This window comes from uncultured Salegentibacter sp. (assembly GCF_963972535.1).
In the GTDB taxonomy this organism is placed as follows: domain Bacteria; phylum Bacteroidota; class Bacteroidia; order Flavobacteriales; family Flavobacteriaceae; genus Salegentibacter.
Genome location: NZ_CAXAVR010000062.1, coordinates 1 through 15527, shown reverse-complemented (window position 1 = coordinate 15527; position 15527 = coordinate 1). Strand labels below are relative to the sequence as shown.

The following is a 15527-nucleotide window of genomic DNA, read 5'->3' as shown; positions in this document are numbered from 1 at the left end:
TTAAAGAATTCAAGATAGAACAAGATCGCTGCGCCATGAAAATTGGCACCGACGGGGTCTTACTCGGCGCCTGGGCTTCCCTGGAACACCAACCAGACAGCATACTTGATATTGGCACAGGAACAGGTCTAATCGCATTAATGCTCGCACAACGCTCCCCTGCTTTTCTTATTGATGCTTTAGAAATTGACGAAGATGCTTACGAACAGGCTGTGGACAATTTTGAACAAAGCAACTGGGGAGATAGGCTATTTTGCTATCACGCCGCTTTTGATGAATTTGTAGAAGAAATGCAGGATGAAGAGAAATATGAACTCATAATTTCCAATCCGCCATTTTATGCCGAAGATTATACTTCAGAAAGCGCAAGTAGAAATAAAGCACGTTTTGCTGAAGCCCTGCCTTTTTCAGAATTACTTGAAGGGGTTTCAAAATTACTTCATCCCGATGGGGAATTCAATACAATTATTCCGCATAAAGAAGAAAAAGATTTTTTAGCGCTGGCCAGTGAATTTGGTCTTTTTCCGAAGAAAATCACCAGGGTACGCGGCAATGAAACATCAGCAATAAAAAGAAGTTTATTGAGTTTTAGCTTTAAAGAAATTGAGCTGCAAGAGAATGAACTTATCATTGAAATTTCACGACATAATTATACAGAAGCTTACAAAAAGCTTGTAAAAGACTTCTATCTTAAATTATAATCTTAAAATTGTTTGCTTTCAAAAGCTTGGTTACATTTGTGTAAAACACCACACAAATGAGAACAGATAACTTCCAGGCTCCAGATTATTATAATATTGATGAGCTGTTAACCGATGAACATAAAATAGTTCGCGATGCCGCCAGAGAATGGGTGAAACGCGAAGTTTCCCCCATAATTGAAGATGCTGCGCAAAAAGCAGAATTCCCTAAATCTATAATTAGCGGTTTAGCTGAAATTGGAGCTTTTGGCCCATATATTCCTGAAGAATACGGCGGAGCCGGTTTGGATCAAATCTCATACGGACTAATCATGCAGGAAATTGAACGCGGTGACAGTGGCGTACGCTCTACCGCATCTGTTCAAAGTTCTCTGGTAATGTTTCCTATTTATAAATACGGCAATGAAGAACAACGCAAAGAATATTTACCAAAATTAGCCTCGGGAGAATTTATGGGATGTTTTGGGCTTACCGAGCCAGACCACGGTTCTAATCCCAGGGGGATGACCACCAATTTTAAAGATAAAGGCGATCATTATTTATTAAATGGGGCTAAAATGTGGATCTCTAATGCACCGTTTGCAGATATTGCAGTGGTTTGGGCAAAAGATGAAAACGGCCGAATTCACGGACTTATCGTAGAAAGAGGAATGGAAGGTTTTTCTACTCCTGAAACACATAACAAATGGTCACTTCGCGCCAGCGCCACCGGTGAGCTTATTTTTGACAATGTAAAGGTGCCAAAAGAAAACCTAATGCCTAATAAAAGCGGACTTGGCGCTCCTTTAGGTTGCCTTGATTCTGCTCGCTACGGAATTGCCTGGGGCGCCATTGGTGCAGCAATGGATTGCTATGATACCGCTTTGCGTTATGCAAAAGAGCGCGTGCAGTTTAATAAACCAATTGCCGGCACTCAACTTCAGCAGAAAAAATTAGCAGAAATGATCACCGAGATCACCAAAGCGCAGCTTATGGCCTGGAGACTGGGTGTTCTTAAAAATGAAGGAAAGGCAACTTCTGCTCAAATCTCTATGGCTAAAAGAAATAATGTGGAAATGGCTATAAAAATAGCCCGTGAAGCAAGACAGGTTTTAGGCGGAATGGGAATTACCGGCGAGTATAGCATTATGCGCCATATGATGAACCTGGAAAGTGTAATTACTTATGAAGGCACTCACGATATTCACTTATTAATTACGGGAATGGATATTACCGGGATTCCGGCTTTTCAATAAAAATAATTCTAAATAAGTATGGTAACATTGTCGTGCTGAATTCATTTCAGCATCTAAGTTTGTTAAAACACACAATATAATAGATCCTGAAACAAGTTCAGGATAACGCGAAATAATCTCAATCATTACAATAAATCAAAGCAAGGGCAGCGTTTACAGCGTTTGCCCTTTTTATATTTTTCGCAGCATTCTTTTTTAAGCGGTTTGGGATTTTTAGCCACAACACCGTCTATTTGCAAATAATCTTTTGATTTATTTGAATAAAAAACAATGACATTATATGAATTTAAAAACTGCTTCGCCATATTTTGAATATACTTTAAAAAGCTGAAATTGAGCGTTAATTCAGTTTTAAATGAATGTTTAAATTTTATAAATCCTAAAGAGAATCTTATTTTTGCAAAATGGGAGAAAAAAATAGGATAAACGAGGTAAATAAAGCGCTAGAGCTTAAAATAAATCAACTTTTAGATCATTCCTTATATCAAAAAATAACCACTCCAGAGCATCTTCAAATTTTTATGGAGCATCACGTTTTTGCTGTGTGGGATTTTATGTCTTTACTTACCGCCTTACAGGAAAAACTTACCAAAACTACCAATCCATGGGTGCCTGTAGGCAATCCTGAAACTCGTTATTTAATCAATGAAATAGTTCTGGCTGAAGAAACCGATGTTAATTACTTCGGAAAACATCAAAGCCATTTTGAAATGTATCTGGATGCAATGGAAAAAAGTGGCGCCGATACCGGCAGGATAAAAGATTTTTTGCTCCAGGTGACTCACGGCACCGATATTTTTTTATTGATTGCAGCCACAAAACTCCCGCTTAATATTAAGATATTTCTAAAGAATACCTTTGAAGTAATTTCAGAAGAAAAACCTCATAAAATTGCCTCAGCCTTTACCTTTGGACGCGAAGGACTTATTCCCGGGATGTTCACTTCTATTATAGAAAATGTGCAACAGAATTTCCCGAAAGAAGATTTAAGTCTATTTAAATACTATTTTGATCGTCATATAGAATTAGACGGTGATGAGCACGGGCCTATGGCCTTTAAAATGGTAGCAGAACTCTGTGGAAATGATGAGGAGAAATGGGAAGAAGTAAAAATTACCGCTGAAGAAGCGCTTGATGCCCGGTTAGAGCTTTGGAAAGGCATTGAAGAAGAGATTTCAGAAAATATAGATTCTAAAAACCTGCAAACGATTTAAAGAGATTTTTTCTGTAAAAATAAACCTCAAAGGTTTTGATAACCTTTGAGGTTTATTTAATATTTCTAATCCCCTATCCTGAGCTAGAAGCTCAAAAGATTTCACCACCTAGATCCTGAAATGAATTCAGAATGGTGATCACTATCTACTCGATAGAAGAATTAAGGTGCTTCAGGAGCAAGCTTTACTTCCAGCCCATCTAATTCTTCAGTAATGGGAATTTGGCAGCTTAAACGACTATTGTCTTCCACAAAAAATGCCTGATCCAGCATGTCTTCCTCTTCAATACTTTGTTCGGGCAGCATATGCTCAAAATTGAGAATATAACACTGGCAGGAAGCACACATTGCCATACCGCCACAAATACCAATGGTTCCTTCGGCAGCAAGTTCGTAAGAGCGAACCACTTCCATAAGGTTCATATTCATATCTGTTGGAGCGTCTACCACGTGGGCTTCGCCTTCCCTGTCTATAATGGTTATTTTAATATCAGACATATCTTCTAATAAAAGAATATTCAAGATGGACGTCATTCTGAACTCGTTTCAGAATCTAAGCTCTTAGAACCTGAAACCATCCCGCCACTTCGGGACAGGTTGACGACACTACAACTGAATTTTTCTGTTTTAATTTATACTTTTTACAACTTCTTTTTTTGCTTCTTTCTTACTGCCGTCAAATCCGCTTACGCCACTTACGGTAGTATATTTCATCACATATTTCTTGTCTGGGAAAATGCGTTGATAAGCGCTCTGACACATAATCGCTGCTTCGTGGAAACCACAAAGAATCAGCTTTAATTTGCCTGGATATGTATTCACATCTCCAATGGCATAAACCCCGGGAATATTTGTTTGATAATCGTAAGCATTATCAACTTTAATCGCATTTTTCTCTATCTCCAGACCCCAATCTGCAATAGGTCCTAATTTAGGCGAAAGCCCAAATAATGGTATAAAATAATCGGTTTCTTTAATTTCTTTTTCTCTTGCGGAATCCTTGTGAGTAATCACTACACTATCCAGTTCTTCCTCTCCTTTAAGATCGGTAACCTCAGCATTGGTAATAAGATTTATCTTTCCAATTTTTGAAAGCTCTTCTACTTTTTCTACTGAATCTAACGCTCCACGAAAATCATTTCTTCGGTGTACCAGTGAAACTTCTGAAGCAACATCGGCTAAATAAATAGCCCAATCTAATGCTGAATCACCCCCACCGGCAATTACTACTTTTTTATCGCGATAATCTTCTGGTTCCCGAATTATATAAGCTACGCCTTTATCTTCAAAATCGGTGATATTGGCAATAGGTGGTTTTCTTGGTTCAAAACTTCCAAGACCACCGGCAATTACTACCACCGGGGCGTGGTGTTTTGTTCCTTTATTAGTGGTAACTATAAAGCTACCATCTTCCTGTTTATCTATGGTTTGAGCTCTTTCTCCCAGAGTAAAACCCGGTTCAAAAGGCTTTATTTGCTCCATTAGATTAGTTACCAGGTCTCCTGCCAATACTTCGGGGAAGCCCGGGATATCATAGATAGGTTTTTTAGGATAAATTTCGGAACATTGCCCGCCAGGTTGCGGCAGTGCATCTATTAAATGACATTTTAGTTTTAATAATCCTGCTTCAAAAACCGCAAAAAGGCCCGTTGGCCCTGCGCCAATTATAAGTATATCGGTTTTAATCATTCTACTGGTAAATTTGATAGTAAGCCAGGTGCTTACCTTTGAATATTGATCACACTTTCTATTTGTGGAACATATTTTTTAATAGTCATTTCTACCCCAGATTTTAGCGTCATCTGGTTTACTGTGCAATCTACACATGCGCCTTCCAGACGAACCTTAACCAGGCGATCGTTCTCAATAGCGATAAGGGAAATATTGCCCCCGTCACTCTCCAAAAAAGGTCTGATTTCAGCCAGGGCCTTTTCTACATTTAATTTAACTTCTTCGCTCGTCATCTATTTTTTATTAACTGCACTGCATCCTGCCATTGTAGTGATCTTAATCGCTTCAGTTGGAGGCAGACTTTGGTTTCTATTCACTGTTTCCTGAACCATCCCACGGGTAATTTCTTCAAAAGCTTCTTCCAGGGGTGTTGACTCCTGCATAGCAGCAGGACGGCCAATATCACCAGATTCTCTTAAGCTTTGTACCAGCGGAATTTCGCCTAAAAATGGCGCCTCAATATCTTTTGCGAGGTTTTTAGCACCTTCTCTTCCGAAGATATAATATTTATTTTCAGGAAGTTCTTCTGGAGTAAAATACGCCATATTCTCTATTATTCCCAGTACCGGCACATTTATACTTTCCTGGCGGAACATGGCAACTCCTTTTTTAGCATCGGCTAAAGCCACGTTTTGTGGAGTACTTACAATCACAGATCCTGTTACAGGAAGAGACTGCATAATTGAAAGATGAATATCTCCCGTTCCCGGTGGTAGATCTACTAAAAGAAAATCTAACTCGCCCCAGGCCGCATCAAAAATCATTTGATTTAAAGCTTTAGAAGCCATTGGTCCACGCCAAATAACTGCCTGATTTGGTTGGGTAAAGAACCCGATAGAAAGAATTTTTACCCCGTAGTTTTCTACAGGTTTCATTTTAGATTTCCCATCTACATTTACTGAAAGTGGTCTTGAAGCTTCAACATCAAACATCATAGGGATAGACGGCCCATAAATATCGGCATCTAAAATCCCAACTTTAAAGCCCATCTTTGATAAAGTTACCGCAAGGTTAGCGGTTACTGTAGATTTACCTACGCCTCCTTTTCCGGAAGCCACGGCTATAATATTGGAAATCCCGGGAATTGCTTTCCCTTTTATTTCTGGTTTTTTAGAGGTAGACTCTATTTTAATATTTACTTTAACTTTGGCTTTTTGTTCTACATGTTCGTGAATTGCTTTCATCACATCTACTTCTGCCCGCTTTTTAATATGCAAGGCAGGGGTTTGTAAAACCAGGTCTACAACCACCTCATCACCAAAAGTCATTACATTTTGAACAGCCCCGCTTTCTACCATATTTTTGCCTTCTCCGGCTACAGAAATAGTTTCCAGCGATTTTAATATTTCTTTTCTGTCTAACTTCATTTAAAAGATATTTATAATCCCAAAAAAATCAGGACAATTTTAAGCTGAAATAGCGAGTTTTACCTAAAATCTCATCAGCTTATATAGATTCATTCTAAACGCAAATATAGGGGGAAAAGCTAAGAAAACGAAGTATTTACCCATAATTGATCTATGGAATAATAAAGCCCCATTATAGTAAAACTTCAGAAGAAAAATTTATCTCAAATCTTCCTGAGGATCCCAAAAGTGCTTTTTAAAATCCTGAACTTTATTATCTTTTACCGTAACCCCTTCAGAAGTTAGCATTTGCTGCATCGCGCTATGATCTCCAAAATGACTTTTGCCGGTAAGGAGTCCGTTTCTATTTACCACCCGGTGCGCCGGCACATCGTCCAGATCTTTAGCCGAATTCATTGCATAACCAACCATTCTTGCACTTTTTGCGGCACCTACACTTTTTGCGATAGCGCCGTAAGAAGTCACTTTCCCTTTTGGAATTTGTCTCACTACTTCATAAACCCTTTCAAAAAAGTTCTTTTCTTCCAAACCTAAGAGTAATAAATTCTTAAAAGTGTTACAATTACCAAAATAAGCATTAGGGCGGTCATAAAATAATTGGAGTATTTTGAAAATGCTTCAGCTTGTTTTTCAATTCTAATAAAGGAAAGTACGTAAACATATAGTGTAGTAAAACTCCCCATAGATGCAGCCAGAATAAAAGCTATAATTCGGGACCAATCGTAAGTGGCACCAACGCCAATATGCAGGGCTCCTGCAATAGCTACAAAATAAGGAACGGGAAAAATATTTAGGGCCGCCACAAGCATTCCTTTAAAAATACTGTTGGAATTTGCTTTGCGCGATTTATGTTCTATGCCGCCACGTTTCTTTGCCTGAATAAAAAAGTAAACAGCAAGCAGAATAAATATTACCAGGCCGGCACGTAATAAAATATTCTGAACAAATTCATTTCCGAATATATATTTAGCGAGTAGCACGGCCACCGTTGCCTGAATAATCACCACAATTGTGGCGCCCAACGCAACATAAAGCCCATTTTTCTTTCCTTTTTCAACACAGGTTTTAGCCACGGTCATATTCACCAAACCGGGAGGGATTACCCCAAGCAAGGCCGCGAAATAAGTAATTAGAAAAAGTTTTGTTTCCTCCAAAGAGACTTATTTTATCCTAAACTGAATGTAAGTTATAGGTTTTCCCTGGTCAAGATACTGTTTTTCGTAGAAAGTTTGAATTTCCCTAACCGCTTTGGGCGAATATTCATTTTTATAAATATCGTGATGCGCATATAGAATTTCGTGACCTTCGCCGTGAAGCAAGCCAAGTGTATAACCGTGCATAAATTCGCTGTCGGTTTTCAGGTTTACCAGGCCTTCAGGTTTTAAAATATGCTTATATTTTTGAAGAAATTCAGCATTTGTTAAGCGATGCTTGGTACGCTTATATTTAATTTGAGGATCGGGAAAAGTGATCCAGATCTCATCTACTTCATTTTCGGCGAAAACGCGATCTATCAATTCAATTTGAGTTCTTAAAAAAGCTACGTTTTCCAGATTTTCTTCTATAGCAGTTTTTGCACCTCTCCAAAACCTGGCGCCTTTTATATCTATTCCTATAAAATTCTTTGTAGCATCCTGCTTAGAAAGGCCAATGGTATATTCTCCTTTTCCGCAGCCCAATTCCAAAACGATAGGATGATCATTTTTAAAAAAATCTTTATTCCAATTTCCTTTTAAACTGAATTGATCTTTCTCCAGCTCTTCCCGGGAGGGTTGTATCACATTTTCAAATGTTTCGTTCTCCCTAAATCGTCTTAATTTATTCTTACTTCCCACGCCTTAATTTAATATTTTGGTAAAATTAAAGAAAATAGCGCACAGGCACTTAATATTATATTTGATATATGCAGAAGAAAAGAATTTTAGTGGCTGTTTTAAACTGGGGGCTTGGTCATGCTACACGTTCTATTCCTATTATAAATGAATTACTGAATCATAATTTTGAAGTTTTTATCGCCTCAGATGGAGGGGCGTTGCAGTTATTACAGAAAGAATTCCCCGATATTAAATGCCTGAAACTTCCTTCCTATAATATTTCCTATAGCAAATCTGCGAGTTCTTTTAAATGGAAATTATTTACTGAAACTCCAGGTATTCTACATGCGATAAGACTTGAAAGAAAAGCGATTAAAAAATTTGTTGAGGAATATAATTTAAACGGAATAATCTCTGATAACCGATTTGGATGCCGACATGAAAACATCCCTTCTGTTTTTATCACCCACCAGTTAAATGTGCTAAGTGGAAATACTACTTATTTAAGCAGTAAATTACATCAAAAATATATTTCGAAATTTGATGAATGCTGGATTCCCGATACTCCCGGCAATAAAAATTTAAGCGGAATAATGGGCCATTTAAAAGAAATGCCCGAAAACGTAAAATACATTGGACCACTGAGCCGATTTAATAAATTCCCAGGACAAAAAAAATATGACTTCGCTGTAGTTTTATCTGGTCCAGAACCTCAGCGAACAATGTTGGAAGAGAAATTACTTGTAACCTTCCAAAATTCAGACAAAAAAATTGTTTTTATAAGAGGAATAATAGGCGGGGAAAGTATTACTTCTTTAAACAAAAGCCTGGAAATTATAAACTATCTAACTTCTAAAGAACTGGAAGAAGTAATTCTAAGTAGTGAAATTATTATATGCAGGTCTGGCTATACCAGTATAATGGATTTGGCTAAACTGGAAAAAAAAGCATTCTTTATTCCCACTCCCGGCCAGTACGAACAGGAATATTTAGCTGAACGTTTTATGAAGTTAGGAATAGCTCCTTTTTGCAAACAAGAGGAATTTGAAATTTCAAAACTTGAGGATTTAAGAGATTTTTCAGGCTTCAGCAACCTAAATTTCAGTGGTAATTTCAGGGGTATTTTTGCTCTTTTCCAGAGTGAATGAAAATTCACTTCCCACCCCAAACACACTTTCTACATATATTTTTTCATCGTGCGCTTCAATAATATGCTTTACTATAGAAAGTCCTAAGCCAGAGCCGCCTTCCTTCCTGGAGCCGCTTTTATCTACACGATAAAAACGTTCAAAAACACGCGGTAGATTTTCTTTTTCTATTCCTTCACCATTATCGGTTACACGAACAATCACTTTATTCTTGATAAGGTTTTCTATGCTAACTTCAGTAGTACCATCTTCCTTTCCGTATTTAATAGAATTCACGATTAAATTGGTAAGGACCTGTTGAATTCTATCCCTATCGGCATTTACCCAAATAGGTTCGTCGTAATCAATATCAAAAGTTAGGGTGATGTTCTTTTTGGCTGCTTTCATTTCCAAAAGATCAAATGAGCCCTGCACAAGTTCCACAATATTAAAATCTTCCTCTTCTAAATGTAGGTCCCCGGCCTCCAGTTTGGTGATCATATCTAAATCGCGCACTATATAAATAAGGCGTTCTACACCTTTGCTGGCACGTTGCAGGTATTTTTTTCGCACCGCTTTATCTTTCATTGCGCCATCAAGCAGCGTAAGAATATATCCCTGAACGGTAAAAAGTGGTGTTTTAAGCTCATGCGAAACATTTCCCATAAATTCTTTCCTATAGGCTTCACGAACTTTAAGAGTATCTATCTCCAGCTTTTTATCTTTGGTAAATTTTTCAACTTCGCGGGTAAGCGTAGCCATATCTGTAGTAACCTGGCTGGGTTTTAGAGTGGTAGAATCTAAAAGGGAAACATTATCGTAGATCTTTTTAATTCTTTTATAGATAAAATGTTCTACTCTATACTGAATTATAAAGAAGCACACCAAATAGGTTATAAAAATAAAAGCAAAAAACGGCCCGGGAATAAATCCGCTGGTAAAATAGGCAAAACCTGCCAACACCACACTCAAAACAAGTGTGATATAAAGTGAAGTCTTTATTGCGAATTTATATGAGCGTTTAAACTTTTTTGCCATTAAACAACAAACTTGTAGCCTACTCCTTTTACAGTTTTAAAAGATTCGTCGCCAATTTTTTCCCGAAGCTTTCTTATATGAACATCTATGGTACGCCCACCCACAATAACCTCGGCGCCCCATACTTTATCTAAAATATCTTCTCTTTTAAATACCTTTCCGGGTTTTGAAGCTAATAAAGAGAGTAGTTCAAATTCTTTTCTCGGTAATATAATTTCTTCTCCGCTTTTAATCACTTTATACTCATCGCGGTTGATAATAAGATCTTTTATTTTTACCACATTAGAAGAAGCGGTATCATCTTTAAACCTTCTAAGTAAAGCTTTTACTTTACTTACCAGCACTTTTGGTTTTATAGGCTTAGTGATATAATCATCGGCCCCGGCATCAAAACCGGCCATTTGAGAATAATCTTCGCCACGCGCGGTAAGGAAAGCTATAATAGTTTCTTCCAGCTCTGGTAGCTTTCTTATTTGCGCACAGGCTTCAATCCCATCCATTTCGGGCATCATTACATCCAGAACAATAAGCTGGGGTTTCTTCTTTTTTGCAAGCTTTACAGCATCAGCGCCATTATCTGTAGTAATTACCTGGTATCCTTCGGCTGAAAGGTTATATCCCACTATTTCCAGGATATCCGGTTCATCGTCTACCAGTAAGATTTTAATGTCCTTTTTTTTCATTTTGGTTTAGTTGATTTGGTATAATGTGAGGTAAAAGTAACCATAAATTTGAACTTACGTAAGCTCTACTCCTTTGGTAACCTTAAGCTAACATTATAATCATAAACACATAATTTCAGCTTAACAGAGGCTTTACAATGCTGCCGTTAATTTGCGCCATAGAATTAAACACAGTAATGAAGAAGTATTTATCTATCCTTAGCTTACTTATTTTTGGTACAGCAATACAAGCGCAAAATGATACTACCGGTAGTATTGCCGGAAAATTATCTGACCACGAAGTAGACGGGCAACCTCTGCCTTTTGCGAATGTAATTATTAAAGAAACTAATAAAGGAACCACTTCAGATTTTGACGGGCTTTACTCGCTACAAAATATTGAACCCGGGTTTTATACTGTAGAATTTAGCTTTATAGGTTACGAAACTTTGCAAATTCCAAATGTTGAAGTTACCGCAGGAAAAGTTACCGAAGTAAACACCGGACTTGGAGCCAGTGCAGCGGCCTTAGAGGAAGTTATTATTTCTACGGTTTCAAGAAAAGATTCTGAAGTTGCCTTATTGCTTGAACAGAAGAATGCAATCCAGATACAACAATCTATAGGTGCCGAAGAACTTTCAAGAAAAGCAGTGACAAATGTAGAACAAGGGGTTTCTAAAGTATCAGGGATTACGATGGTACAGGATAGAGGTATTTTTGTTCGCGGCCTTGATGATCGCTACAATTACCTTATGATTAACGGCCTTCCGGTAGCTTCTTCAGATCCAGATTTCAAGATTATTCCCTTAAGTTATATTTCAACGAATATTGTAAGTTCGGTAAATATTTTAAAAACTTTCTCCCCATCGCTTTATAGTGATTTCGCAGGAGCCACCTTTAAAATTAATACTCCGCCGGCACCCGCGAAACCTACTACAACAATAAATTTTGGTTTTAACTATAATACCAATACTACTTTTGAAAATTTCCTTACTGATAATTCTGGAGATTCCGAATTTTTAGGCTACACTGGAGAGGGAAGAAATTTACCGGGAGAATTAGACATTAACAGCCTAAGTTTAAGCGCTACTCCAGAAGAATCGGCCCGCCTTTTTAATACTTCCTGGACACCGGAAAGTAAAAATGCTCCACTGGATACCCGATTTGGAATTTCGCATGGGCAACGCTTATTTGCTAATGATCGTGAAAACCTTGGTTTTGTTTTTAGTATGAACTACAGGAATTTTCATCGCAAACAAAATGGAGTTGAGCGTACATTAAACTCTGAAGGCACAGCGGGGCAGGATTTCACTTCTACTAATTATAATTTTAGCACACAAAAATCAGCTTTATTAAGTCTGGATTATACCCGCTTTAATAAATTGAATTTAAGTTTTAATACTATTTACCTTCAAAACTCTTCAAATTTTATAAGAGAAGCCTACGGAAGAAATGACGGATTCACACAGCTAAATAATCGTGATTTCTTCATTAGAGATATGAGGTATACCGAAAACGATCAACTTACTTTCCAACTTACCGGAAATCTTGAATTTCAGGAAAAGAAACACCAAATACATTTTGGTGCATCTGCCGGTTTAGGCAATAATGAAGTTCCAGACAGGCGCGTACTAAGAGCTGCGGGTGTGGGAGAAGATGCAAATTACATTACAACAAATGGAATTAATCCGTTCAAGTTCTACCAGAGCCTGGAAAATATGAATGTAAATTCTCGCCTGGAATATGAGTTAGGATTTGATCAAAATGAAGAAGGAGATTATAACACTGTATTCAAAATTGGCCATAATCTAGATCATATTGAATATCAATTTTACAACAGGTTTATTACCGCCCAGGTAAATAGAAATAACTTACCAAACCTAAATACGAATGACCCACAGGATTTCTTTAATCAGGGTTTTAACGAAGGGTTTTTAAGTTACAGCAGCACTTTTGATCCTACTGCGGCAAGTAAAATTGATCAAACTATAAATGCCGGATATCTTACCTTTTTTAGAAAATGGGATAGAATAATATTAGAGGCTGGTTTAAGAGCAGAACATGCATTAAGAGAGATTATTTTTAGGGAGCCTTTAGATAGACCGCAAACTCCATATCAAAAATTAGTTTACGAACCATTTGATTTTAATCCTTCGGTAAACTTAAAATATGAATTGAATGAAACTTCTAACCTAAGATTCACCTCTTCTATTACAAATACACGTCCAAGATTAAGAGAAATTTTACCCACCGTTTATCAAAATGGTGATGGAAACCAGGTTATTGGTAACCCAGATCTATTAAATTCTACCAATTATAATCTTGATATTAAGTACGAAATATTCCCTACAAGCTCAGAGCTTTTCGCAATAACCGCCTTTGGTAAATACCTGGAAGATCCAATTGAAAGATTGGCAAGATCTACAAGTGTTGGTTACAGGACTTTCTTTGACAACTTTGAGGAAGCATACTTATACGGTTTGGAAATGGAAGCCAGAGTAAATGTGGGAAATCTTACAAAGACAGAAAATCTTAAACCTTTAAGTTTTGGCTTCAATGCAATTCTTATGAATTCTACTGCAACTGCCAATGCTGATGACCCACGATTTGCCGTAGTAACCAATAAGGAACGTAAGTTACAGGGAGCATCAAATTGGGGAATTAATGCCGATTTAGGATATGAGCTTGTTGATACAGAAAAGACCGAATCTAAGATCAACTTAATATTTAATACCTACGGAAAAAGGATTTATGCAGTAGGCGTTGAAGGTGCAGATGAAATTTATGAAAAACCAATTAACCAACTAGATCTATCCTGGAATACAGAATTTAACGATCATCTTGGTGTGAAATTAACCGTAAGAAATATCCTTAACGAAGAAACTTTATTCACTCAAGATCCAACTCAGGAAGTTCGTTTCCCAGAAAGGTTTAGCAATGTTGTAGAAAGCTTTGACCTGGGAACCACTTTTGGAGTAAATGTCACGTATAAATTTTAACCATAAATATTTTAACCACAACTAAATTTTAAATTATGAAAAAACCGATTTTAAAAACCCTTTTTGCACTGTCTTTACTTGCAGGATTCGCATCTTGCAGCAGTGATGATGATGGATTACAACCAACTGATGATGTGGATGACATTGCCACAGATGATGACAACGGAGGAGGCGCTGACGGCATTCTTCAGGGCACTGTTCTTGAAGGCGACATCACCCAAGATCTTTTAGTTGAAACCGGAGATTACTCCTTAAGAGGAGCAGTTACTGTAAAAAATGGGGCCACATTAACTATTCAGCAAGGTTCTACATTTACTGTTACTGCTGAAGACCAGGCAGCGGGAGTAAACCTTGTTTTCGTAGAGCAAGGTGGAAGAATCGTAGCCGAGGGAACAGTTTCCCAACCAATTGTATTTACTTCTGAAAACCAAAATTCAGAAGGTGGTGATGGAGACTGGGGAGGAATTGGAATTCACGGGCGTGCAAGAATGAACGCGCCGGGAGGTGAATCACAATCTGAAGCTGGGCAATTACCTTATGGTGGTGAAGACGACGAAGACGATTCTGGAGTGCTTCGCTATGTACGCGTAGAATATGCCGGCCAGGCATCTTCAGATGGTCAATTTGAATTCAATGCTTTTTCATTTTTCGCAGTAGGTAGCGGTACAGTAGTAGAAAACTGTGAAGCATTTGAAGGAGCTGATGACGGATTTGAATTCTACGGAGGTACTGTTAATGCAACAAATATCTCGGCAGTAGGTATGGAAGATGATTCTATAGACTGGGACGAAGGTTACAGAGGTACCATTAACAACGCGGTAATTTACCAGTATGATGGCACAGGAGATTTTGCATTCGAATTAGCAAGCAGAAGTGGTGAAAACAATGCAACACCACGTGCAAAACCTACGGTAAGCAATGTAACTTTAAGAGGTCATAACAGAGAAGGGAAAGCAGCTTTTGATCTAAAACAAGGAACCGGTGGAATTTTTGACAACATCGTTGGCTATAATTACGAAACTATGATATTTGTTAACGACCAACTACAGGAGGTGGAAAATGGAGACCTGGAATTTACCAATACTCATTTTTACGACTACACTAACCTGGTAGTAAATAATGTTGACGAAAGTGATATCACAGAGGAATTAATCTCAATGAACGAAGAAGCAACCGGAGCAGATTTATCTGAATTTGAAGGTTGGACAAGATTCGATGCAATGGGAGGATTCGAAGAATAATTTATTTAAATTTATTAGCCAGGAAAAGGTTGCCCTAAAAGGCAGCCTTTTTTAATATAATATTAAGATTAAATACACAATAAATCTGGCATCGTTTTTGAAATTTTATTGTAGTTTTGTATAAACCTCGATATTAAAGAATGAAGCAATATTACTTTTATAGTTTCATATTAGCTATTTTCCTCACATTCTCTGCACCAAATGCAGCGTATGCGCAGGATACTACCAGCTCGGGGAATAAAACCGAAATTCCTATAGAAGGTTTATCTATATACCCAAACCCGGTTACTAACGGGAAAGTTTATATTAGTACTTCCCAAAATAAAGAAAAGGAAATCCAGATTTACAATGTTTTGGGGAAACCTGTACAACGCACCAAATTAAGAGGAAAAGAACTTG

The 15527-nt window shown here is 37.6% G+C and carries 17 protein-coding genes; 7 read left to right on the top strand and 10 right to left on the bottom strand.

The features are described 5' to 3' along the window. Positions 1–701, top strand: a 701-nt coding sequence (locus tag AACZ30_RS08870) for a methyltransferase (RefSeq protein WP_339648897.1), incomplete at its 5' end; no start/stop codon positions are given. A 56-nt stretch (positions 702–757) separates the two neighbouring features. Further along, positions 758–1936 (top strand): acyl-CoA dehydrogenase family protein, encoded by a 1179-nt coding sequence (locus tag AACZ30_RS08865; RefSeq protein ID WP_339648896.1) that lies wholly within the window; start codon positions 758–760, stop codon positions 1934–1936. Between the two features lie 125 nt (positions 1937–2061). Here AACZ30_RS08865 and AACZ30_RS08860 read toward each other — a convergent pair whose 3' ends face one another. Next, positions 2062–2241 carry a hypothetical protein gene (locus AACZ30_RS08860; protein ID WP_037318993.1) on the bottom strand — a complete coding sequence of 60 codons (180 nt, stop codon included), beginning with the start codon at positions 2239–2241 and terminating at the stop codon, positions 2062–2064. A gap of 99 nt (positions 2242–2340) precedes the next feature. Between AACZ30_RS08860 and AACZ30_RS08855 the strand changes: the two genes are divergently transcribed. After that, positions 2341–3150, top strand: a complete 810-nt coding sequence (locus tag AACZ30_RS08855; RefSeq protein ID WP_339648895.1) for a DUF3050 domain-containing protein — start codon at positions 2341–2343, stop codon at positions 3148–3150. 161 nt (positions 3151–3311) lie between these two features. Here the strand turns inward: AACZ30_RS08855 and AACZ30_RS08850 are convergent, their stop codons facing one another. The 7 genes from AACZ30_RS08850 to trmB all read right to left on the bottom strand — a co-directional run bounded on the left by AACZ30_RS08850 (position 3312) and on the right by trmB (position 8082). Beyond that, on the bottom strand, positions 3312–3647 hold the full coding sequence (locus AACZ30_RS08850) for a 2Fe-2S iron-sulfur cluster-binding protein (protein WP_075325088.1): 336 nt from the start codon (positions 3645–3647) through the stop codon (positions 3312–3314). 129 nt (positions 3648–3776) lie between these two features. Then, complete coding sequence (locus tag AACZ30_RS08845) at positions 3777–4838, bottom strand: NAD(P)/FAD-dependent oxidoreductase (protein WP_075325089.1); 1062 nt, start codon at positions 4836–4838, stop codon at positions 3777–3779. 32 nt (positions 4839–4870) lie between these two features. Next, a complete protein-coding gene (locus tag AACZ30_RS08840; protein WP_075325090.1) occupies positions 4871–5113 on the bottom strand; it encodes a NifU family protein in 243 nt (80 codons plus the stop codon). Further along, positions 5114–6247: an Mrp/NBP35 family ATP-binding protein gene (locus tag AACZ30_RS08835; protein WP_075325091.1), complete on the bottom strand. Its 1134-nt coding sequence runs from the start codon at positions 6245–6247 to the stop codon at positions 5114–5116. 198 nt (positions 6248–6445) lie between these two features. Further along, on the bottom strand, positions 6446–6775 hold the full coding sequence (locus tag AACZ30_RS08830; protein ID WP_093304378.1) for an MGMT family protein: 330 nt from the start codon (positions 6773–6775) through the stop codon (positions 6446–6448). A gap of 2 nt (positions 6776–6777) precedes the next feature. Further along, positions 6778–7401, bottom strand: a complete 624-nt coding sequence (locus tag AACZ30_RS08825) for a LysE family transporter (protein WP_079735149.1) — start codon at positions 7399–7401, stop codon at positions 6778–6780. A gap of 6 nt (positions 7402–7407) precedes the next feature. Then, the gene (trmB, locus tag AACZ30_RS08820; RefSeq protein ID WP_339648893.1) at positions 7408–8082 is read right to left on the bottom strand and encodes a tRNA (guanosine(46)-N7)-methyltransferase TrmB; all 675 of its coding nucleotides are present in this window, start codon (positions 8080–8082) and stop codon (positions 7408–7410) included. A gap of 68 nt (positions 8083–8150) precedes the next feature. On the opposite strand from trmB, the gene AACZ30_RS08815 reads away from it, so the two are divergent. Next, entirely contained in the window at positions 8151–9209 is a 1059-nt protein-coding gene (locus AACZ30_RS08815) for a glycosyltransferase (protein ID WP_339648891.1), read from the top strand. On the opposite strand, the gene AACZ30_RS08810 is transcribed toward AACZ30_RS08815, so the two are convergent. Together AACZ30_RS08810 and AACZ30_RS08805 are read right to left on the bottom strand one after the other, a co-directional pair. Continuing rightward, the gene (locus AACZ30_RS08810) at positions 9156–10226 is read right to left on the bottom strand and encodes an ATP-binding protein (RefSeq protein ID WP_339648889.1); all 1071 of its coding nucleotides are present in this window, start codon (positions 10224–10226) and stop codon (positions 9156–9158) included. The genes AACZ30_RS08815 and AACZ30_RS08810 overlap by 54 nt on opposite strands. After that, positions 10226–10909, bottom strand: coding sequence for a response regulator transcription factor (locus tag AACZ30_RS08805; RefSeq protein WP_339648888.1), 684 nt, complete (start codon positions 10907–10909; stop codon positions 10226–10228). Before AACZ30_RS08805 ends, AACZ30_RS08810 begins: the two co-directional genes overlap by 1 nt. Positions 10910–11085: 176 nt before the next feature. Between AACZ30_RS08805 and AACZ30_RS08800 the strand changes: the two genes are divergently transcribed. The 3 genes from AACZ30_RS08800 to AACZ30_RS08790 form a co-directional block, all read left to right on the top strand. Beyond that, the gene (locus tag AACZ30_RS08800) at positions 11086–13887 is read left to right on the top strand and encodes an outer membrane beta-barrel protein (RefSeq protein ID WP_339648887.1); all 2802 of its coding nucleotides are present in this window, start codon (positions 11086–11088) and stop codon (positions 13885–13887) included. Between the two features lie 35 nt (positions 13888–13922). After that, positions 13923–15128 (top strand): multidrug transporter, encoded by a 1206-nt coding sequence (locus AACZ30_RS08795; RefSeq protein WP_339648886.1) that lies wholly within the window; start codon positions 13923–13925, stop codon positions 15126–15128. A gap of 140 nt (positions 15129–15268) precedes the next feature. After that, positions 15269–15527, top strand: a 259-nt coding sequence (locus AACZ30_RS08790) for a T9SS type A sorting domain-containing protein (protein WP_339648885.1), incomplete at its 3' end; no start/stop codon positions are given.